This is a genomic window from Stenotrophomonas sp. Sm2128 (assembly GCF_030985535.1).
In the GTDB taxonomy this organism is placed as follows: Bacteria; Pseudomonadota; Gammaproteobacteria; order Xanthomonadales; family Xanthomonadaceae; genus Stenotrophomonas; species Stenotrophomonas maltophilia.
Window position 1 is genome coordinate 19,002 of sequence record NZ_JAPTFQ010000016.1, and the last position, 19,554, is coordinate 38,555.

Genomic DNA, 19,554 nt, shown 5'->3' on the forward strand with positions numbered 1-19,554 from the left:
TCAGAGCCCATTGCTGCGCAATGGGATCCGATCCCATCGGTAGTGCCGGGCCATGCCCGGCGGATAGCACGCTCAGCGCTTGGGCTGCAGGCGGCCGTCGGCGGCGAAACGCCATCGTCCTTCGGCCCAGCCACGACCGAACAGCGCCAGCATCTGCGAGTAATAGGCCGGTGCGTCAGCACGCTGCTGCTCCGTACTGGGGAGACTGGCCAACAATATATCGGCACGCTCCGCTTCGCCCTGCGCGATCAGATACGGCAGCAGTGCAGCGCGGAATCCGTAGTTGCCTTCACCCTGCCCCTGGCCACTGCGGGTGTCGATCTTCTCCCACATCGGTGCACCACTGCGCAGGCGCTGCAGCGGCCCGGACAGGGCCGCCAGCTGCGCACGGAACAACGGATCGCGCGGTGCGGTCATGCCTGCCCAGGTGTAGCAGCGGATGGCATCGTAGCTGCCGACCGCGCCACGCACCGGATCGACGACGAAGCGATCGCCTTTCCACGCCGCCCAGTCCGGTGCGAACCCGTGTGGGCTGGTCTGCTGCAACAGCTGCACGCTGTTGCGCGCCAGCGCCTGCCACGGCCCGCTACGATCCTCCACTGCAAAGCGGCGCAGCAGCGGCAGTGGCAGATAGCTGGGGTTGACCCGCGTGGCGTCCCCTTCGGTGAATCCCTGTGGGCCCGGCAGCAACATCGGGCCGAGCCCGGGCAGGTCCACGATCTCGCGTGCCCGCACCTGCGCGAGCATGCCCTCGGCGATGGCCTTCAACGCGGGACGCCGCCACAGCCGCGCGCCTTCCAGCAGCGCGTAGGCCAGCCAGAGATCGGAGTCCGAGGCCGGGTTGCCGTCCAGTACCCGCCAGCTTCCCTTGTCATCCCGCCCCCACAACCAGGCGGGCAGATGCTGGCGCATGTCGCCACCGGCGAGGTTGTCCTGGGTCCAGCCCAGGATGCGGTCGAACAGCGCCTGGTCGTTGTCGGCCAGGGCGAAGAACAACGCATAGGACTGGCCTTCGGAAGTGCTGCGCTGATCGTCCTGGCTGCGATCGATCATGCGTCCGTCGCGGCTCAGGCTGCTTTCGACCAGTACCTGCCAGGCCGGCCAGCGCGCTGCGGGCGCGGCCTGCGCATGGCGCCAGCCAAGCAGCGGCAGCGTGGCGGCCGCCTGCAGCAGGCGCCGTCGCTGCAGGTCAGCGGAACTCGCCATATGGCACCAGTGGCGATACGGGCAACGGCAGGTTTCCCTGCCAGGGCTTGAAGGTGTAGCGCAGGTAGAGCTGGAACGAGTTCGGTGAGAAATCGCGGCTGCGCTGCAGGGTGCCGGCGGCGCCAAGCACGAAGTGGTCGCCCAGGCGGCGCTCGACCGCGCCGTACAGGCGGTAGCCGGTGCCGGTGCTCCGGCTGTCGCCGGTATACAGGCCGGCCTCGTCCAGCCGCAGCGGGCCATACTGCGGCTCCAGCTGCTCGATCACGCGATCGATCAAGGCCTGGTCGGGGAAGCGGCTGATCGAGGACGTGCGCGCGCTGGACACGCTGACCGAGCCATCCACGCGCACCGACCACACGTCGTTGCGCCAGGCGAAGCTGACCGGCAGGCTCAGCGACGCATAGCGCTGAGGACTGTAGTAACCGCCCTGGCCCAGCGAGTAGCCGCCCAGGTCCTTCTGGTAGCGCCAGTACATCGCGGTGGTGCCCACGTCCAGCCGCATGTCGGGGCGCTGGATCAGCTTGTGATACCAGCCCACCATCGCGCGTGCGCGGGTGTTGTCGGCCACGTTGTGGCCGGTCAGCCGATGCCAGCTCCAGTTCGACCACACCCCATCACGGCCGCCCTGGTCGTAGCCGAGGCTGAAGGTCACGCCGTTGGCGGTGACGCCGCCCCAGCTGATGCCACTGCGCGGATCAACCGCGCCGGCCTGCGACAGCAGCGAATTGGTCATCGGCCGCCGCGACACCGTGGCGCCCCAGCCGAAGCGCCCGAGGTCGCCATTGAGGGTGACACCGCCGAGCCAGTTGCCGACCACGTAGTTGGATGGGGTGTGGCCGATATCCAGGTTCCAGCGGTCGTCCAGGGTGCGCCAGCCGACGGCGAAGCCAGCGCCGGAGGTGCGCCGCTGATGGACGAAACGGGTGCACCCTGGTGCGCGCAGGCGGCTGTTGTCGGCCTGCAGCAGATCCAGGTCGCAGCTGCCGAAATCCTCGTCGTAGGCGCCGTTCCCGTCGGTCTGGAAGCGGCCGGCGTCGAAGCTCACCTGTTCGATGCGCGCCCAGCCCAGGCCACCGGCAAACGGTGCGTCGAGATGCGCGATGCGGGTATCACGCGACAGCCGCGAGATGCCGGGTGTGCCGTCGCTGCGGCGGCCCGTATCCTGCATCACCGTCAGGGTGGGGTTCTCCTGCTGGTACAGGGTTTCCACGTCGCTGCGCAGGCTGCGCCGCAACCAGTCGTCGCCTGCGGTCTCGCGGCTGGCCAGGGTCAGCGCGCGGTTGTCGCGCGGCGTGGCCTGGCTGGAAGCCAACAGGCCGTTGTCGGCCATCGCCTGCGCGTACATGTCCAGCGCCTGCTGTGGATCATCGCGGCGCACCAGTCGTGCCGCGTCACGCCAGGACTGTGCATCGGGCCCGGTCTTGCGCGCCAGCAGCGCGCGCAGGATCGCCAAGGCCTTCCTGTCCTCGCGCAGGTCGGTCCAGATCGTGGCGAGCTGGCGCTGCTGGCCGATTTCGGCATCGTCCACTGCCGGCGGTGCGTCGTGCATCTGGCGGCGTGCGCTGGCCAGATCGCCGGTACCGATCCAGGCCTGCACCTGGCCCAGCTGCGCATCCACATTCCCCGGCTGTGCAGCAAGCACGCGCTGGTAGTAGTGCAGCGCCTGCGCGTGGTCGCCGCGCAGGCGCGCCCATTCGGCCATCAGCAGGTCGTTGTCGGTGCTGGGCGGTTGCTGCTGCAGCAGCGCGATGGCTTCGGCCTCCCTGCCCTGCGCACGCAGCTCCCACAGATGATCGACCAGCTGCTGCCGCTGCAGGCGCGCCGACAGCGCGCGGATGTCATCGTCCCACTGCGCCTGCGGCAGCGCATCGAGCACCGCCAGTGCCTGCGGCAGCCGATCGGATCCCGACAGAAAGAGCGCCTGCGCGTAGCGCGCTTCGGCACTGTCGTTGTGCGTGGCCATGTCGGCCACCACCGCGTCGGCTTCGTCCTGCCGGCCGGCGGTGCGCAGCTCGTTGCCCAGCGCGTAGGCCAGCCATGCATCGCCCGGCAGCTCCCCGCGCAGCTGCTGTCCCAACGTGATCGCAGTGGTTGCATCGCCGGCCGCCAACGCCTGCTCGCGGCGCTCACGCAGTCGACTGATCTGCAGCTGGCGCAGATCTTCGGCATACAGCCTGCGCTGGGCAGCGGGCAATGCGTTGATGAAGGCTTCCAACCGCTGCGGATCGGTTCGGCCGTACAGCTGCACCAGCTTGCGGATCACGTTGGCATCGTTGGGCGCCATCCGCCGGGCAAGCTGCAACTGGCGTTCGGCTGCGGCGTCATCGCCGCGGGCCACGGCCACGTCGACCAGGCCCAGTGCAGCAGTGACGTCGCGGGGCTGCTGGCGGCGCGCCTCCGCGTACAGTCGCTCGGCCTCGTCCAGCCGGCCGGCGGCCAGCGCCGCGTCGGCCTGGTCCAGCTGCAGCCAGTAGCGGGTGCTTGCGATCAGGTCACGCCACTTGTCGTTGCTGTCACCGGCCGGGGTGGCCTGCACCGCACGCTGGAAATAGTTGATGGCCTGCTCGCGGCGGCCCTGGCGCATCAGCGCCATGCCCAGCCCCCCCAGCAGGTCGGGCTCGCGCGGATAACCGCGCAGGGCCTGCAGGAAGGCGCGCTCGGCCTCTTCATTGCGGCCGGCATCGAGCAACTGCTGGCCACGCAGGCCGGCGCGCCACGCCGGGTCGCTGACCCGCTTGTGCTGGTCGGTGTAGCGCTCGCGTACCAACGCGATGTCGGCAAACGTCGGGTTGCGGGTAATGAAGTCCTGCAGCCGGCGCACGCTGCGGTCGTCGGCCGGCTGATCCTTCAGGTAGGCCCACTCGGCGTCCGCCGCCATGCCGCGGGCTTCCGGATTACGCCCCATGCGCTGCAGCGCGGCCAGCGCCTCGGCATCGCGGCCGGCCGCGAACAGCATCTGCGACAGCGCCTGCAGCAACGGCACATTGCCCGGATAACTGCGGTCCAGTTCGCTCAGCGCACGGATCGCCTGTGCACGCCCATCCGCCTGGGCGCCGCGCAGGCGCCAGTACTCCAGGCCCAGCTGCAGGCCGGGCGGGTCATCGTTGAACAGGCGCCGGTAGATCGCCAGCGCTTCGGCGCTGCGACCACCGGCAGCGAACAGACGCGCCTGCTGCAGATCCTGCTGCAGGTCACCGCGATAAGCCTGCCAGAGGCGCTCGCCGGCGGCCAGTTCACGGGTACCCGTGCCGATCTCGCGCAGGCGCTTCAGGGTCGCCTCGGCATCCTGCAGCTTCTGCTGCGACAGCTGCACTTCCAGGATCGCCACCAGCGTGCCGCGATCATCCGGTGCCAGCATGCGCAGCCGCGCCAGCGCGTCTTCGATCAGGCTCTGGCGGCCGGTGGCCTCGCCAATGCGCACCTGCTGCAGCAGCCACTGGCGCTGCTCGGCGACGGTTCCGCCCGGTGTATCGGGCAAGGCCTGCGCCGCGCAGGGCCCGGCACCGGCCAGTCCCAACAGGACCAGGCCGGAAGCGGTGATCAGCGGATGCCGCGTACGTACCATCAGTGCCCCGGGTCCAGGCGCTTGGCCGCGACCCAGCGCAGCGTGCGCCACAGCAGGAAGGCGACCATCATCACCACCACCGTGGCCAGCACCGCCAGCAGCGCCGGGTGATCGGCCAGGTGGTACCACAGCAGCAGCCACCACGGCAGCGCGCCAACGTAGTAGTGATCGCCGACGAACTGGCTGTGAATGCCCGAGGTACGCAGGATCGCCACCGAACCGGCGATGGCTTCGCGCTTGCCGGTATCGCTGAGTGCATCGTCGAGCAGGCCGTAGTCGGCGGCATTGCTGGCGGCCAGCGAAACGATGCTGCGCTGCGCATGCTTCGGCGACTGCATGCCGATGATCGCGGCAAATGGTGCCTGCGCGCTCACTGCCACTTCGGTCACCGCCGGGTCGCCATCGCGGCTGCCACGGCGGGCCTGTTCCATCGCCTGCTGCGGCGACGGCGACTGGCCGTTGAGCAGGCGCGTGCGCTGGTCATCGATCAGCAGCGACAGCTGCTGGCTGCCGCGCAGTTCGGCCGGCAGGGCGCCCAGCATCAGCAGGTCCGCATCCAGCGCGCTGGCCTGCTTCCAGTCATCGGACAGGCGCAGGCCATAGGCTGGGTAGCCACTCTGCACGCCCAGCCCACCGATGAGGTTCAACAGCAGGCTGACCTGTGCTTCGCTGGCGCTGGAGGGCACCAGCACGACGGTCTCGGACAGATCGGCCATGCGGGTGAAGGGGAAACCACTGAGCGCGAATGCGGACAGGTCCGGCAGGCCCATGTAGTGATGGAAGCCGGAGAAGTCGATGGTCGAGTCTTCTTCGATCGCTGCCTGCAGGTTGGGCGGCAGCACGGTCTGGCAGTGGTCGCGTTGCGCACTGCCCATCACGCTGGCGAAGTTGAAATCGAACCGCAGCTGGTTGCGGTCGCCCAGTTTGAGCGCCGGAATCAGCAGACGCCCGTCGTCGGCACCGGCATCGCCGGCCAGCACCGGCAGGCGGATTTCCTCCAGGCCCTGCTTGCCGTTGCGACGCACCAGCGGGAAGCTGGAGATGAACTGATCGTTGATCGCCACGCCCAGCCGCGATTCATCGCTGCCGAACGGCGGCGTGTAGCGGTAGCGCAGGTTCAGCGGAATGCCCTGGTTGCGCCAGATGAACAGATCCGGCGGCAGGTTGAGGTTGACCGTGATCGGCTGCGGCGACACGCCGTTGGCGTGCAGCTGCTGCGGGTAATCGAGCAGTTCGGCCAAGCGGACGGCGCGGTCGGTACGCACCCAGTTCGGTGCGTCGTACGGCTTGCGCGGGGCCAGCGGCTTGATCTCGTCGACGCTGACCTGGCGACCACGGAACAGCACGTTGCCGGCCGCCATCGCGGCCACTGCCTTCAGCAGGTCGTCATCGTTGCGGCCCAGCACCAGCAGCAGCTTGCGCTGCGGGTCTTCCGGCAGCGACATCAGTTCGATCACCGGGCCCTTGACCGGGGCATGGTTGGCGATCACTGGCGGGAACCTGCCGTTGACCGCCAGCACCACCGCGTGGCCCTTGTCCGGCAGCGTGCCGAAGCTGACCGGGAAGCGCGCCTGGCGCCACCAGCCGGACAGGCTGCCGAAGTACGAGGACATCACCGCCGCCGCACGCTGCTGCGCCAGGCTCGGTGCGGCAGCGAACACCACCGGCAGTTCCAGCCGTGCGGTATCGCGCGGATCGAAGAACGGCAGCGGGAAGTTGGCCAGGTCGTCCTGCATCGCCAGCGGCTGGCCGCCCAGGCGCAGCGTGCTGTTGCTGGACAGGTTGACCCACAGCGAGCTGTGCGTCGGCTCTTCGCAGATGTCGGTGTAGTGGCCGACGAACTCCAGCCGGACCTGGTTGAAATCGGCGATCAGGCGCGCGTCCAGCGGCAGCTTGGCCTGCACCGGGCGACCCAGCTGGTCGTTGCTGATCGGCACCACGCCCATCATCGCGTCGTTGAGGTAGACCCGCAGGTGCGACAGGGTCGGCAACAGCGACGGTGACGGCGTGAAGCTCAGATCCAGCTCGGCATCGCGGACCAGGCGGTCACGGCGGACCTGGAACTCGAAGGTGGTGGCGTTGCGCACCCCCGACAACAGCGTGTCCTGGCGACGCCCCAGCTGCGCGAAGGTGTTCTGCCGCTGCCAGGGCCAGGCGCTGCCCGTCCAGGTCTGCGCCAGCGCGGGCTCGGCACCGGCGGCGGGAGGGGTGGCTGGCGCGGCCGGCACGCTCGGCACCGGCGGCGCGGCAGGCGCTGTGGTAGGAGGGGCGACCGGTGCCGGAGCAGGCGCGCCGTTGCCTGACGCCACGGGCAGGGCCAGCAGGGGCAGCAGCAGCCAGCGCAGAGAGGACGGAAGGGTCATGGACGAAGCCCTGGATCAGCGGCTGGGTCAGCCGGGTGGGAAGGAAGCGGACGTTGCGGAGCAAAACTGGCCAGCCATCGCAGCAGGCGACGGTTCCAGTGTGCCGGGCGGTCAAGGTCGAACGGTGCGAAATCACCCATCCGCCGATAGCCGCGCCAGCCCAGGACCAGCACGCTCCACAGGCTGCGCGGCAGGCTCTTGGGTTGGTAACCGGCGTGCCAGTCGAGCCAGGCATCGGCGCGGGCAAACGTGCACTGGGCGAACTCCACGCGCTGGCGTTCGTCCTCGAACAGCAGCAGCAGGCCCAGTCGCTGGCCGACGGTGCGCTGCACCCGCGCCGGGAACGCGAATTCGCGGCGGCCCCGCCCCAGCAGCACCTGCACGCGCTGGCCCTCGGCCAGCTGTGCGTCTTCGCCGAGTTCAACGCCTACGCCATCGTTGGAATAGTCCTGCAGCACGCCGCGCAGGCGGCGGCCATCAGGCACCTGCAGCGCCATCGGCAGGTGGGTGGTGACGCGATGCGTGCGCCGCACCTGCTGTACTTCTGCGGCAACCGCCAGCGCACCGCCGATGATCAGCAGGTTGTACAGCACCCACAGCGAGCTGACGACCACCGTGCCGCGTTCATCGAGCGGCCCGTGCATGAAGCGCCACACGGCAAAGCACAGGCCGAGCACGTTCAGCAGCGCCAGCACCAGGTAGGGCTGCGCCACGCGCCAGTCGAATCGGTCGCCGGCCTGGGTGCCGCCCTTGTCGGTGACGTTGAATTTGCCACGGCCCGGGCTGAACAGTGCCACGGTGGTGGGACGCGCGATGTACCAGGCCAGCACCGTCTCGTACACCTCGCCCCAGAACGGCCGCCGGTACTTGCCCTGGATGCGTGCGTTGGTGAGGCTGGCGTGGGCCATGTGCGGCACCACGAACAGCAGGATGGCCAGCGCCGGCGCATAGATGATGTAGACGTGCAGCAGCAGGAACGCCAGCGGCGCGGTGAGGAACACCAGGCGTGGAATGCCGGCCAGGAAATGCAGCATCGCGTTGGCGTAGCAGAAGCGCTGGAACAGGCTCAGGCCTTTGCCCAGCAGCGGGTTGTCGATGCGGAAGATCTGCACCATGCCGCGCGCCCAGCGGATGCGCTGGTTGACGTGCGCGCCGAGGCTGTCGGTGGCCAGGCCGGCCGCCTGCGGAATGCGCAGGTAGGCCGAGTTCCAGCCCTTGCGATGCAGGCGCAGCGCGGTGTGTGCATCTTCGGTGACGGTTTCGGTGGCAAACCCGCCGATGGCATCGATGGCCTTACGCCGCAGTACTGCGCAGGAGCCGCAGAAGAACGCCGCGTTCCACAGGTCGTTGCCGTCCTGCACCAGTCCGTAGAACAGCTCGCCTTCGTTGGGGTCGCTGCGGAACACCTGCAGGTTGCGTTCGAACGGATCGGCCGAGAAGAAGTGGTGCGGGGTCTGCACCAGCGCCAGTTTCGGGTCGCGCAGGAACCAGCCGCAGGTGATCTGCAGGAACGAACGCACCGGCAGGTGATCGCTGTCGAAGATGGCCACCAGCTCACCATCGATCAGGGTCAACGCATGGTTGAGGTTGCCGGCCTTGGCGTGATGGTTGTTCGAGCGGGTGATGTAGTTGACCCCGGCGCGCTCGGCGAACTCGCGGAAGTCCTCACGCTTGCCATCATCGAGGATATGGATGCGCAGCTTGTCGGCCGGCCAGTCCAGGCCCATCGCTGCGTACACGGTGTGCCGCACCAGCGCCAGGTCTTCGTTGTAGGTGGGAATCAGCACATCCACCGTCGGCCACTGGTGGATATCGGCCGGCAGCGGCGCCGGGCGGCGACGCAGCGGCCAGGCCACCTGCACGTAGCCCAGCATCAGCACCAGCCACGAATAGGTTTCCGCCGCCAGCAGCACCACGCCACAGACCAGGTCGAAGGTGCTGTTCCAGTTCAGCGTGGCGGTATAGCGCCACCACAGGTAGCGACAGGACACGGTGATCGACAGCACCACCAGCACCAGCGTCGCATAGCGCCCCTGCATGCGCCGTACCAGCAGCGCGATGACCCACAGCAGCAAGACGAACACGAACTGCGCGAGATAGGTGAACGGCTGGGTGATGCACAGCGCCGCCAGCCCCAGCGTGGCCAACCCGACCAGCAGGGTCAGCACATGCCGCGAACGTGGCGACAGGCTGCCCACCTTGCGGCCGAACCAGGCCGCCACACGGCTGTTCCAAAATTCACTGGGCGCATCGCGCGCAGATAGCGCAGGCGGCCGCGACCGGCCGCGCCACGCAGTTCGGCAATGCGTTCGCGACGGGCCTGGGCCAACCGTTGCCGCCTCAGCGAAGGCTGCGGTACCAACCGCACCACCGACAGCCACATGGCCTGGATCAGCAACCGCAGTGGATCGCCAGGGCGCCAGCGACGGTCGCCCTGGATCTGCGGGAAGGCGTTGCGCAGGCGCGGGGCCTGTGCCTGCCACGCTGGCCCTTCCAGGCGCAGGAATGCCCAGCCCACGCATTGCAGCAACCACAGCAGCGACCGGGTCGGCCAGGACGCATGCACGCGTTCGCGCAGGCGCCCCCAGCCCAGGTAGTAGACGCGGGCGCCCATCAGCGTGCCCCCATCGCGGCCTGGCGCCGTGCGGCCTCGGCCAGACACCACAGCACCAGGCCATCGACATCGGCAGCGGCCAGCGAATCGGTCGCATAGCGCCCCAGTGGCTGCTTGCTGGCCAGTGCGGAGGGCACCCGCGCATCCTCGTGCAGCGGCTGCGGCACCAGCCGCGCGCCGTGCGCGTGCAGCCACAGCTGCATCAGGTCGCGCTGCACCGGAATGACCGGATCGTAGCGGTTGGCCAGCAGCAGGCGGGTGTCATCCGGCTGCCGTTGCAGGAACACATGGCTGACCGGATCGACACAGGCCAGGCGCAGCGGCAGCGTGCAGCGCGCGTGCTGGTTGATGGCCGCAGCGTGCGCCGGCAGGCGCTGCGGCAGGTCGAACAGGATCCAGTCGAACTGGGTCTCCAGCAGCGGAATGCGCTCGGCCCAGGTGGCCGGTGCCTGCTGCAGCTGCTGTTCGATGCGCATCGCGGCCTCGGCGTCGACACGACCATAAGGCAGCACCGCGAGTCCTGCTGCGACGGCGTAGGCGGCATCACGCCAGTCCGTACCGTCCAGCTGTGCGCGCGCCCAGCCGGTGTCCACGTCGACAGGCAGGCCGAGGTGCAGGCCGAGCATCTGGTCCGGGCTGCATTCGACCAGCAGCACACGCTTCCCCTGGGCATGCAGGCCCTGGCCCAGCGCGGCCAGCACCGTGGTGACGCCGGTTCCGCCATGGATGCCCTGCAGCGACAGCAAGGTGTTCATCGGCGCGGCTCCAGCTCGGCCAGCAACGGCCAGCGCGCCAGTGCCCGTGCGCGTTCCCGCTGGGCCGAGAAGTCCACATAGGGCAGCCCCGGCATGTCCAGGCTGCGGCGCAGCAGGTCGATGTCGTCCTCTTCCACGGACAGCGTGACCGGCACGGCAAGAATGTCGGCAGGCATCAGCGGGCCTCCTCCGGGTAGGGGCTCCAGGTCTGGCTGCCCTGCAGCTGCAGCCAGGGCTTGCCGGCGTACTCGATGACCTTGGCGCCTTCGTTCTCCGATACCGACGGCGTCTGCGGCAGCCCCTTCAGCAGGCTGTCCCAGTTGCGCTCGCTCGGCGGCGACTGGGCGTTCAGCGCGTACACGCGCGACACCAGCTCGGACACCGCCAGGTAGCTGCTCGGTTCGGGGACATGACGCGGGCCGCCGGCCGCAGGTGCGCCCATGCCGATCAGCTTCACGCCCACCGGCACGTGGGTGATCGACGGGCTGGGGATCTCACGCATGCCCGGAATCTGCATGCGGTCGCCATGCAGGGCCGCGCCATGCTCGGGCACCACCACGATCATCGCGCGGCGGCCACTCTTTTCCACCGCGTCGACGAATCCGGCCATGTCGCCCAGCACCATTTCCGCACGTGCCTTGTAGTCGGCGGCGTTGGAGCGGCCATCGGCACCAACGATACGGTTGCCATCGTGCAGCGAGATCGTGTTGTAGAACAGCGCCACCTGCTGGCTGGAACCGGCCATCCTCTGCTTCCACCAGGCCATCAGCACATCGCCATCGCGGCGCAACGGCGACTTGTCGAAGGCCACCAGCGCAGTCGGAAATGCGCTGATATCCATCGGCTGCGCCTGCAGCCCGCCATACTGGTGCAGTTCACCGATGAAATCGTCGAAGTGGCCGTCATGGTTCATCGCCAGCTCGCTCTGGAAGCCCAGATGCTGCAGGTTCGAGAACAGCTGGCACTCGGCCGGCACCGGATCGAACAGCCCGGTATGCGAGGTCTGGCCACAGCTGGCGCGCAGCAGGCGGATCGCCGCCGGACCGCTGTAGGCCGTCGCCGAGTTGAAGTCGTCGAACACCACGTCCATGCGATCGAGCAGGTTGTTCTGGCGCAGCCCCACTTCATCCAGATCGCTCCATGCCAGCGAGCAGATGTTGAGGATGATGACGTCGAAGGGCGCGCCGCTGCCCGGTGCCGGGAAACTGGTCTTCAGGCTGGCCTGCTGCTGGTAGAAGCTGGCCAGCCATGCATTGAGCGTCTCGTTGTTGGCCGGCGGCAGGCCGCCACCTGGGGTGCCGCCGGCGCTGGCGGTAGCCGCGGTGGCGGTACCCTGCCCCCAGTTCCAGCCCGCCGGCACCGGTACCGCCATCACTGCCAGGCCAAGCATGCCCAGCACGCTCAGGGTGGTGATGCGCAGCCACGGCTTCAGCAGTACGTAGGCCAGCACCAGCATCGCCAGCACCGCCACCATCTGCCAGTTGATGAAGCGCTGGGCCAGCTCAAGCCAGTAGTCCGCAGAGAAGTCCAGCACGCCAGGCTGCACCAACAGGCGCCGGAACGGCGGCCACCAGGTGTCCTGGTAGTACAGGGCCACGCCTACCGGTACCGCGACGACAGTGCGCGCGATGCGTGCCCAGCGCCAGCGCAGTGGAATCAGCAGCGCGCCCAGGAACAGCAGGTTGGGCAGGATCTTCAGATCCAGCGCGCCCATCCAGGCCAGTACCACCTTGGACAGGAAATACAGGTTCCAGCCGCGCAGGTCGGCCCAGGCAAAGGGAGATGCGGGAACTGCCTGCGGACTCATGCCGCCCTCCGCGGTGCGCGCTGGCGCACACCGGCACGGCGCAGGTGGCGGGGCGGCAGCCAGCGCGCGACACGGCGGCGCAGCCCGCGCCACAGCGTACCGAGCATGGCACCGAAGGGAATCATCACCAGTGCGCAGGCGACGATCAGGGTCCAGAGTTGCTGGTCGGTAGTCATGCGCGATCTCCCAGTCGCAGCGGCCTCGGGGCGGTGAGAACCGGCGCCTCGAGCGCCGGCGCCACGGCCGGCAGGACCGCAGGGGCTTCAGGCAGTACCTCGGCCTCCGGATCGCTGCTGCGTGCATTCATCGCTGCAATGTCGTACTCGGCCAGACGCTGGTAGCCATCGAACAGTTCGCGCCAGGGCAGGCGGAACAGATTGCCCAGGGCCTGCTCGACCGCATCACGCCGGCAGCCAAACAGGAACAGCCGTACCTGCCCGCGATAGACGCAGGCCAGATCGCCCTGGCGGCGGATGCGCAGCTGCTGCAGGGTCTGCTCGGCACGCAGGCCGGCCACCGGCTGCAGCGCCAGCACGGCGCTTTCCACCGCGCTGCCATCCTGATCGATGCGTTCACCTGCGACCTGACGGAATCGTGCGGCGTTGACCAGGCCACTCACCGAAGGCGGTCGATGCGCACGGATCAGCGGCTCTGGATCTTCAGCCAGCTGCCCCTGCCAACGCTGACGCTGCACGGTTTCCAGCAGGGTCAACAGACGCGGCAACGGGGTGTCGGCGGGCACCACCAGGCTGCAGCCGCACTGCATCAGCAGGCGCTCATCGGCATAGCGCAGGCAGGGCTGCAGCTCGCGCACCACCAGTTTCAATGCGTTGCCACGTTCGCGGCGCAGGCGGTGCAGCAGGCGGGCCAGTGCATCCACCTGGGCATTCTCGTCGATGGCCAGCACCACGGTGGCCTCGCGCGCCTGCAGCGCGGCGGGCAGCAATCCGCCCCAGCCGTCATACAGGCGCCAGGCCGCCGATAGTGGCGGCGCACCTTCCAGTACTTCGGTCTGGGCCAGGTAGACATCGCGGTCACTGCCGCTGGCCGAACCGATCGCCGTCCCGGCGGCATCGGCCTCGGCCAGATGGCGCAGCCCTCGGCTTTCCTGCTCGACGCCGAACGCTCGCTGGGCCACCACACCATGACTGTTGGACCAGTAATGCAGCAGCAGCTGCAGGGCGCCGCGATGCGGATGCAGCTGGGCCACGCCGGCGCAGCTGCGGTTCAACGCCAGCAGACGTGGCGCAAGCGCCGCCACTTCGCCATGGCACAGCAACAGCAGCACCTGCTGCGCCTGCACGGCCCATTCCTGCAGCTGCTGGCACCAGCGCGCCAGGCGGGCATCATCCCAGCCGTCCAGCGCCGCCACCGGGAACTGCACCAGGCTGAGCCGGGTACGCGCCGAGGCGGTGCGCGGCAGATCGCCGATCAGCCCGCGCAACGCCTGCTGCATGCCGTGGTGCGAGCGCTGGAACAGCCGCAGGCGGGCCGGTCCCTGGTCGGCAGGCAGCAGCGCCAGCATCGCTTCGGCCCCCCGCCCCAGCGTGACCAGCACGGCCTCGTCCAGTGCGTCGGCCGTGGCCAGCACGCCGGCACCGAGCAGGTCCGTCGGCGCGCTGCCGGCAGCCACCACCCAGTACAGGCCTCCGCTGCGCATCCCGACGAACTCGGCGGGCAATCCGGCAATGGCAAGGTGGGTCGCTGGCACGCCGGATCCTTTCATTGCCCCTCACCCGGACGGGAAGCCCGGCAGTGGAGGCATTGCGGTGAAAAGGAGGTCATTTCCATGACGTACATCACATTCATGTTTCTGTACGGCAATGATAGCCCCGATCTTCACGTTTGCGGGATCAAGACGCAGTCAACGCCGCCCGCAGAACGGGCGACGTGAGGCTCGAAACTCAGCAATGGAAAGCGCGTACTACTCGTACTGGATGGTGAAGGTGGCCTGGCCGTTCGCGACACCAGCACCCACCGTGCCGGCCTGGGTCTGCACATAGCGGGCGCGCAGCGGCAAGGTCATCGTGCTGGTGCCGGGGGTGGTGGTACCGACATTGACGGTCTGGCCGAAGCGGACTTCGCGCTCGGTGGTGCCATCGCGCTGGACCATCTGGATGCCGATGCGGGTGGCGCTGTTGGTGGCCGCACTGAGCTTCAGCACGCCCGGCATGTTCGAGCTGTCCTGATCGGCATCGAGGCGGATGCCGATCTTGCTCTGGTACTGCGCAACATTGCTGCCCTGGCAGTTCAGGCGGATCTCGAAATCGCGGTCGACGGCCTTGGAACCGACACCAGTAAAAGTGGTATTGGGCACGCTGCCGAAATCGACGGCGATATTGCGGCTGCCGGCCTGCACTTCGCAGGTCGGGCTGACCACGGTGGTGCCCGAGCCCTTGAAGGTCGAGGTCAGTTCCGGACGGCCAGGGCCGTCGCCGTCGAGATAATAGGTGGTGAAGCGGCCGTTAGGCGCGATGATGCCCGAGCCCGTCTGCGCGGCGGTCTTGATCAGCTCCACCCGGAAGCGGCCACCGTTGAGGGTCAACGTCCGGCTGCCCCCCCAATTGCAGGGTATGCGGGTAGTAAGTCTGGATGGTGCCCGAATCACGATAGACACGAATGCCCACCCCGGCTACATCGGTGGCATAGACGTTGCTGAAACCCGGGACCGCGTTCTGCTGCGCGGCGTTGACGAAACGGCCATTGGCGCTACCGCCCCAGCGATCGCAGTAACCGATGCTGTCGCGCTGGTTGATAGGCACGATCAGCTCCTTGATCACACCACCGACGGGCAGACTGGGCAGGATTACGATCTGCCCCATGTCCATCTGCACGTCCTGCGCGACAAAGCCCTGTTGGGTGATGTAGCAGGTCGCCAACGCGGGGCTGGCCACGGCAATACCAGCCAATATGGCCACCGCACTCAGCGCCTTGCGGCCACGGGAAGAGATCATCGGCATGCTGCCTCCAGCGGGATGAAGCCGGTCCTGGACGCATCGGCGCCCGCCGGAACCTGGTAATCGACGGTGCAGCGCTGGTCGGCGCCGGCGCCCCACTCCACCAGCAGGCGGCCCTGGTTCTTTTCACTGCGCACGTACAGGCGGCCACCCTGGCTGACCATGCCCACCGGCTGGCCCTGCTCATCCTTGACCTGCGCACCGAACGGCATGGTGCGGCCATCCGGGTTGCGTACCTGGATCAGCAGCGCGTTGCCCTTGCGGGTATCGAAGCGCAGGTAGCTGATGGCACCGGCGAACGGCGCGATCGACTGGCTGGTGCTTTCCAGCTCGACGTCGTGGGCCATGCCCTGCGGGTCGAGGGTGACGGTGTTGAGGCGGTACGGCGACACGTACGGGACCACCGCGTAGCCGCGGCCATCGACGCGCAGGCCCGGGGCGTTGCTGACGATCGCATCGCGTGCGCCCGGCGCTTCCACCAGCACCATGGTGTCGCCACGCTGCGGGGTGAAGGTGAAGCCGCCCGGATGCACGACCACGCTGCCGTTGGCACCGACCGAAGCCTGGCGGAAATCGCGCGAGTGGCTGTAGGTCGCGTTCAACGCGGAGTAGCGGCTGCGGTACTCGGCGTTGCCGACCGCGGTGGTTCCACCTTCGCGGGAATCGGACAGCGCCACGCCGTAGCTGAAGTTGTTGTCGACACCGGCCGAACCGGTGATGCCGACGCGGCTGTTGTCGTAGCCACCGCGGTCGCGCACGCCGAGATCGGCGCTGAACGACACCGGGTGGGAACCACGACCCAGCGGCACGCTCATCGACAACAGGTACTGGGTGTCGGAACGGCCCAGCACGCCCTCTTCGGTGCGCAGCGCCGAGAAGCCGTAGTTCACCGAGCGCCAGGCATTGTTGTAGCCCACCTGGTACTGCTTGGAGGTGCCGGAACGGTCGTAGAAGTCACGCACCGAACCGGTCACGTACAGCGCGCCGCCGCGACGGCCCAGCGGCTGGTTCAGCGTTACCTGGAACTGGCTGCGCTGGCGGCCACGGGTGGTCGGATCGATGCCGCGCTTGTCCGAATCACGGCCGTACAGCGCGTCCTGCAGGCTGTAGAAGCCTTCGGTCGAATAGCGGTAGGCGGCCAGGGTCAGGTTGGTCCCGGTCTCGCCGATCATGTTGCTGTAGCTCAAGCGCACGCTGGCACCGGTGTGGTTGCCGTAGTGATCGAACGAGGTACGCGCATGGGTGACGTCGGCAGCGAATGCGCCGACCGGCGTGGACAGGCCGACGCCGTACAGCAGCGACAGGTAGCCATCGCTCAGTGCACTGCCACCGTACAGGGTCAGCTGGTTGCCGATACCGCGCTGGTAGGTGCCCTGCACCAGCCACGGCTCATCGGCCAGCAGCTTGTTGCGCACCTGGCCGGCCGTCAGCGAGTAACGCGACACGCCTTCCCGCAGCATCTGCGGCACCGAACCGAACGGCACCTTGAATTCGCGGCGGCGGCCATCGGCCTCGATCACGCTCACTTCCAGATCGCCGCCGTAGCCGGTCGGGTACAGGTCGTCGATGACGAAGCTGCCCGGCGACACGGTGGAGGAGTAGATCAGCTGCTCGTTCTGGCGCACTTCGATGCGCGCGTTGGTCTCGGCGATGCCGCGCACGACCGGCGCGTAACCGCGCAGCGAATCGGGCAGCATGCGGTCGTCGCTGGCCAGACTGGCACCGCGGTAACCGATCGAATCGAACAGTTCACCGGTGGTGTAGGCCTCACCGATGGTGAGCATGCCGCGCACCTGCGGAATGCCGCGCTGCGCATAGGTGGCGATGCTCTGCCAATGGCGGCCGTCGCCCTCGGACCAGGTCAGGTTCGAATCGTGGCGGAACTGCCAGCCACCCAGGTTCATGCCAGCGTTGAGGCCGAGGTAGGCACTGCGGTTGCGCTGGCCACCTTCGACGCGGCTGTCGCTGTCGATGGCATTGAAGCTGTAACCGACGAAACCGGCGTTGATGCCACGGTCCCACAGCGCCGGGTTGACGTAGCCACGCGCCTCGCGGCGCAGGAACACCTGCGGGATGCTCAGGTCGTAGCGCAGGTTGCCGCTGTCATAGACACCATAGGCGTTGGCCATGCGCTGCTGGACCGGCACGCAGCTGGTCTTGTCGGTGGGCACGGACGGATCCTGCTGCAGCAGCACGGCCTCGCTGTCCACGCCCATTTCTTCCAGCATCGGCAGCGGCAGGCAGGCGTCGACACGGCCCTGCGCATCGGCCTTGAACTGCAGATCGCGACGGCCCTGCCAGGCACCGTTGACGTACACGTCGACACGATAGTTGCCGGCCACCATCGGGTTGCCGTTGCTGAAGGCCGCCAGGTCCACCTGCTTGGCCTGGCCAGACAGGAAGCTGGAGTTGAACTGCGCCGATTCGGGTGCACGCGCATTGGCCGCACCACTCTGCGCCATGAGCGCCTGTTCGCCGAGATTGGCCGGGGCAGCCAGCGCCCATCCTGGGCAGGCCACGCCAGCAACCAACAGGCAAAGCGCCTGATGGATCGACAATGTCAATCTGTTTCCGATCACACTGACATTCCTTCAATTCGCCGCACAGCGGCGGTGGCGGGATGCGCAGGCCAGGGGCCGGCGCGGCGCGTTCAGCCCCCGGTGCTGCCGAGGCGGATGGTGTGTTCCACCCGGCCGCCGTAGTCGTTGATGGTGATGAAGCGGACCTGGTCGGTGCCCGCCGGTGCGGCGAACTCCAGGCTCTGCTTCGGCGCGACCATCGCGCCCTTGTCCTCGACGGCCTTTTCACTGCTGCCGCTCACGGCATGTACTTCGGCCAGAGTGACGTGGAAGGGGCTCGGGTTTTCCACCCGCAGGCGGTCGCCATTGCGGGTCCAGCGCAGCGCTGCCGGTGCATCGTTGGCGACGCCCTTCAGGCCCTGCGGCCGGTAGAAAAGTTTCAGGCGCGAACGAAACGCGACCTGCAGGTAATTCTGTTCGCCGCTGTCAGCGTTGTCCGGGGACGGCGGCACATCCAGCACGTTGAGCCAGAACACCGACTCGCGGTCGGTCGGCAACTGCGCGCCGGAGAAGATCAGTCGCAGCGCCTGGCTGCGGCCCGGCTCGACGCGCGCGATCGGCGGCGTCAGTACGAACGGGGCATCGCTGGTATCGGCGGTCTGGTTGGCGTCGCCGCTGTCGATCCAGGCCTGCACCAGCGCCGGCGAATCGCCCACGTTGTCGACCTGCACGGTGACTTCGCGCGCCTGCGCCGGATAGATCACTCGCGTGCCATTGACCACCACGCCGGCCAGAGCGTTCTGGCAGAAGGGCAGCGTGAACGCTGCCAGCAGCAGCGCCCGGGGAAAGAATGCTTTCATCGGAAGTACTACGCTCGAGGTATGTGGCCAGGGGCCGCGATGCACGGGCCGGCGCGTACGCCGGCCAGTGCGGGTACGGCTACGATCAGTTGTAGATGATCGTGTACTTGACGCTGCTGGTGACGTCGCCCGGGGTGGCGGCGGCAGTGGCGTAGTACTCAGCGTAGTAGTTCAGGTCGGCCGAGCCGTCGGTGCCGACGGTGACCCACTGCGAGTTGGTCTGGGCCAGGCCAGCGCCGGCAGCCTTGATCGGCAGGACCTGGTTGTTCGAGCCCAGCAGCTGCAGCTGCACGTTGGTGGCAGCGTTGGCCGAGGCCTGGTTCAGCAGGCGGCCGGTGTTGAAGTCAACGGTCGAACCCGGCTCGAAGTAGGTCGCGACGTTGCCGGCGCTGCACTTGGTCAGGTTGATGGCGAACGGGGTACGACCGGCGACGGCACCGGCGGTGGCCAGGGTGTTCTTGGACACGGTCGGCAGGTTGACGGCGAAGTCCTTGCCGCCCGGGGTCGAGATGGTGCAGGTCTTGTCGGTCACCTTGCCGTTGAAGGTGATGGTGCCGTCGGCGGCGTTGGCGGCCAGCGGAGCGGCGGCCAGCATCAGAGCGGCAATGAGGTTGATCTTGTGCATTCGCTTTTACCTAACCCTACTGAAGAGATGAGAAGTAGAGGAGGAAGCAAGGAGCACTGCCGGGCTATCAAGACCCATCCTTGCGTCTCACCTGTGGCCGGACTCGGACATACCTTCCCCTGAATCCGTGACGCAAGTATAGGCACAACTGTGATGAAAGTCTCATTATTTTTCTGAACGCCAATTCATTGACGCCTCAAATGTGACGTGTTAGGCGAAATCATGGTTGGGGGAGCGCAAGGAATTTGACGGTGGCCGGATCAGGCCACAAACGACCCTGCAT

Annotated in this window: 13 protein-coding genes and 1 pseudogene; all 14 read right to left on the reverse strand. The window is 67.8% G+C overall.

The window, feature by feature from the left end; genetic code table 11:
* Positions 1-72: 72 nt before the first annotated feature.
* The 14 genes and pseudogenes from bcsZ to O0K41_RS06940 all read right to left on the reverse strand — a co-directional run bounded on the left by bcsZ (position 73) and on the right by O0K41_RS06940 (position 19,271).
* Positions 73-1,206 (reverse strand): cellulose synthase complex periplasmic endoglucanase BcsZ, encoded by a 1,134-nt coding sequence (gene bcsZ / locus O0K41_RS06875; protein ID WP_049451380.1) that lies wholly within the window; start codon positions 1,204-1,206, stop codon positions 73-75.
* Positions 1,190-4,771 carry a cellulose synthase complex outer membrane protein BcsC gene (gene bcsC / locus O0K41_RS06880; RefSeq protein WP_164221751.1) on the reverse strand — a complete coding sequence of 1,194 codons (3,582 nt, stop codon included), beginning with the start codon at positions 4,769-4,771 and terminating at the stop codon, positions 1,190-1,192. Before bcsC ends, bcsZ begins: the two co-directional genes overlap by 17 nt.
* Entirely contained in the window at positions 4,771-7,134 is a 2,364-nt protein-coding gene (gene bcsB / locus O0K41_RS06885; RefSeq protein ID WP_223017027.1) for a cellulose biosynthesis cyclic di-GMP-binding regulatory protein BcsB, read from the reverse strand. Before bcsB ends, bcsC begins: the two co-directional genes overlap by 1 nt.
* Positions 7,131-9,356: a UDP-forming cellulose synthase catalytic subunit gene (gene bcsA / locus O0K41_RS06890; protein WP_239503549.1), complete on the reverse strand. Its 2,226-nt coding sequence runs from the start codon at positions 9,354-9,356 to the stop codon at positions 7,131-7,133. The genes bcsB and bcsA overlap by 4 nt, the downstream gene beginning before the upstream one ends.
* Entirely contained in the window at positions 9,296-9,748 is a 453-nt protein-coding gene (locus O0K41_RS06895) for a hypothetical protein (RefSeq protein WP_239503550.1), read from the reverse strand. The genes bcsA and O0K41_RS06895 overlap by 61 nt, the downstream gene beginning before the upstream one ends.
* A complete protein-coding gene (gene bcsQ, locus O0K41_RS06900) occupies positions 9,748-10,503 on the reverse strand; it encodes a cellulose biosynthesis protein BcsQ (protein WP_049451377.1) in 756 nt (251 codons plus the stop codon). The genes O0K41_RS06895 and bcsQ overlap by 1 nt, the downstream gene beginning before the upstream one ends.
* Positions 10,500-10,679, reverse strand: a complete 180-nt coding sequence (bcsR, locus tag O0K41_RS06905; RefSeq protein ID WP_049451376.1) for a cellulose biosynthesis protein BcsR — start codon at positions 10,677-10,679, stop codon at positions 10,500-10,502. Before bcsR ends, bcsQ begins: the two co-directional genes overlap by 4 nt.
* Positions 10,679-12,310 carry a cellulose biosynthesis protein BcsG gene (gene bcsG / locus O0K41_RS06910; protein WP_049451375.1) on the reverse strand — a complete coding sequence of 544 codons (1,632 nt, stop codon included), beginning with the start codon at positions 12,308-12,310 and terminating at the stop codon, positions 10,679-10,681. Before bcsG ends, bcsR begins: the two co-directional genes overlap by 1 nt.
* Positions 12,307-12,486, reverse strand: coding sequence for a cellulose biosynthesis protein BcsF (gene bcsF, locus O0K41_RS06915; RefSeq protein WP_033836073.1), 180 nt, complete (start codon positions 12,484-12,486; stop codon positions 12,307-12,309). The genes bcsG and bcsF overlap by 4 nt, the downstream gene beginning before the upstream one ends.
* Positions 12,483-14,021, reverse strand: coding sequence for a BcsE family c-di-GMP-binding protein (locus O0K41_RS06920; RefSeq protein WP_164221753.1), 1,539 nt, complete (start codon positions 14,019-14,021; stop codon positions 12,483-12,485). The genes bcsF and O0K41_RS06920 overlap by 4 nt, the downstream gene beginning before the upstream one ends.
* A gap of 213 nt (positions 14,022-14,234) precedes the next feature.
* A pseudogene (locus O0K41_RS06925) lies at positions 14,235-15,270 on the reverse strand (fimbrial protein).
* Positions 15,261-17,825: a fimbria/pilus outer membrane usher protein gene (locus tag O0K41_RS06930; protein WP_099529822.1), complete on the reverse strand. Its 2,565-nt coding sequence runs from the start codon at positions 17,823-17,825 to the stop codon at positions 15,261-15,263. The pseudogene O0K41_RS06925 and the gene O0K41_RS06930 overlap by 10 nt, the downstream one beginning before the upstream one ends.
* A 92-nt stretch (positions 17,826-17,917) precedes the next feature.
* Positions 17,918-18,646 carry a molecular chaperone gene (locus O0K41_RS06935; protein ID WP_088436096.1) on the reverse strand — a complete coding sequence of 243 codons (729 nt, stop codon included), beginning with the start codon at positions 18,644-18,646 and terminating at the stop codon, positions 17,918-17,920.
* An 85-nt stretch (positions 18,647-18,731) separates the two neighbouring features.
* Positions 18,732-19,271, reverse strand: coding sequence for a fimbrial protein (locus O0K41_RS06940; RefSeq protein WP_005408038.1), 540 nt, complete (start codon positions 19,269-19,271; stop codon positions 18,732-18,734).
* Between the last annotated feature and the right edge of the window lie 283 nt (positions 19,272-19,554).

Bases quoted from the DNA above. Each gene is read 5' to 3' on its own strand.
- bcsF (WP_033836073.1), bottom strand. From the start codon at position 12,486: ATGACTACCGACCAGCAACTCTGGACCCTGATCGTCGCCTGCGCACTG.
- O0K41_RS06935 (WP_088436096.1), bottom strand. From the start codon at position 18,646: ATGAAAGCATTCTTTCCCCGGGCGCTGCTGCTGGCAGCGTTCACGCTG.
- bcsC (WP_164221751.1), bottom strand. From the start codon at position 4,771: ATGGTACGTACGCGGCATCCGCTGATCACCGCTTCCGGCCTGGTCCTG.
- bcsQ (WP_049451377.1), bottom strand. From the start codon at position 10,503: ATGAACACCTTGCTGTCGCTGCAGGGCATCCATGGCGGAACCGGCGTC.
- O0K41_RS06940 (WP_005408038.1), bottom strand. From the start codon at position 19,271: ATGCACAAGATCAACCTCATTGCCGCTCTGATGCTGGCCGCCGCTCCG.
- bcsR (WP_049451376.1), bottom strand. From the start codon at position 10,679: ATGCCTGCCGACATTCTTGCCGTGCCGGTCACGCTGTCCGTGGAAGAG.
- bcsZ (WP_049451380.1), bottom strand. From the start codon at position 1,206: ATGGCGAGTTCCGCTGACCTGCAGCGACGGCGCCTGCTGCAGGCGGCC.
- O0K41_RS06895 (WP_239503550.1), bottom strand. From the start codon at position 9,748: ATGGGCGCCCGCGTCTACTACCTGGGCTGGGGGCGCCTGCGCGAACGC.
- bcsB (WP_223017027.1), bottom strand. From the start codon at position 7,134: ATGACCCTTCCGTCCTCTCTGCGCTGGCTGCTGCTGCCCCTGCTGGCC.
- bcsG (WP_049451375.1), bottom strand. From the start codon at position 12,310: ATGAGTCCGCAGGCAGTTCCCGCATCTCCCTTTGCCTGGGCCGACCTG.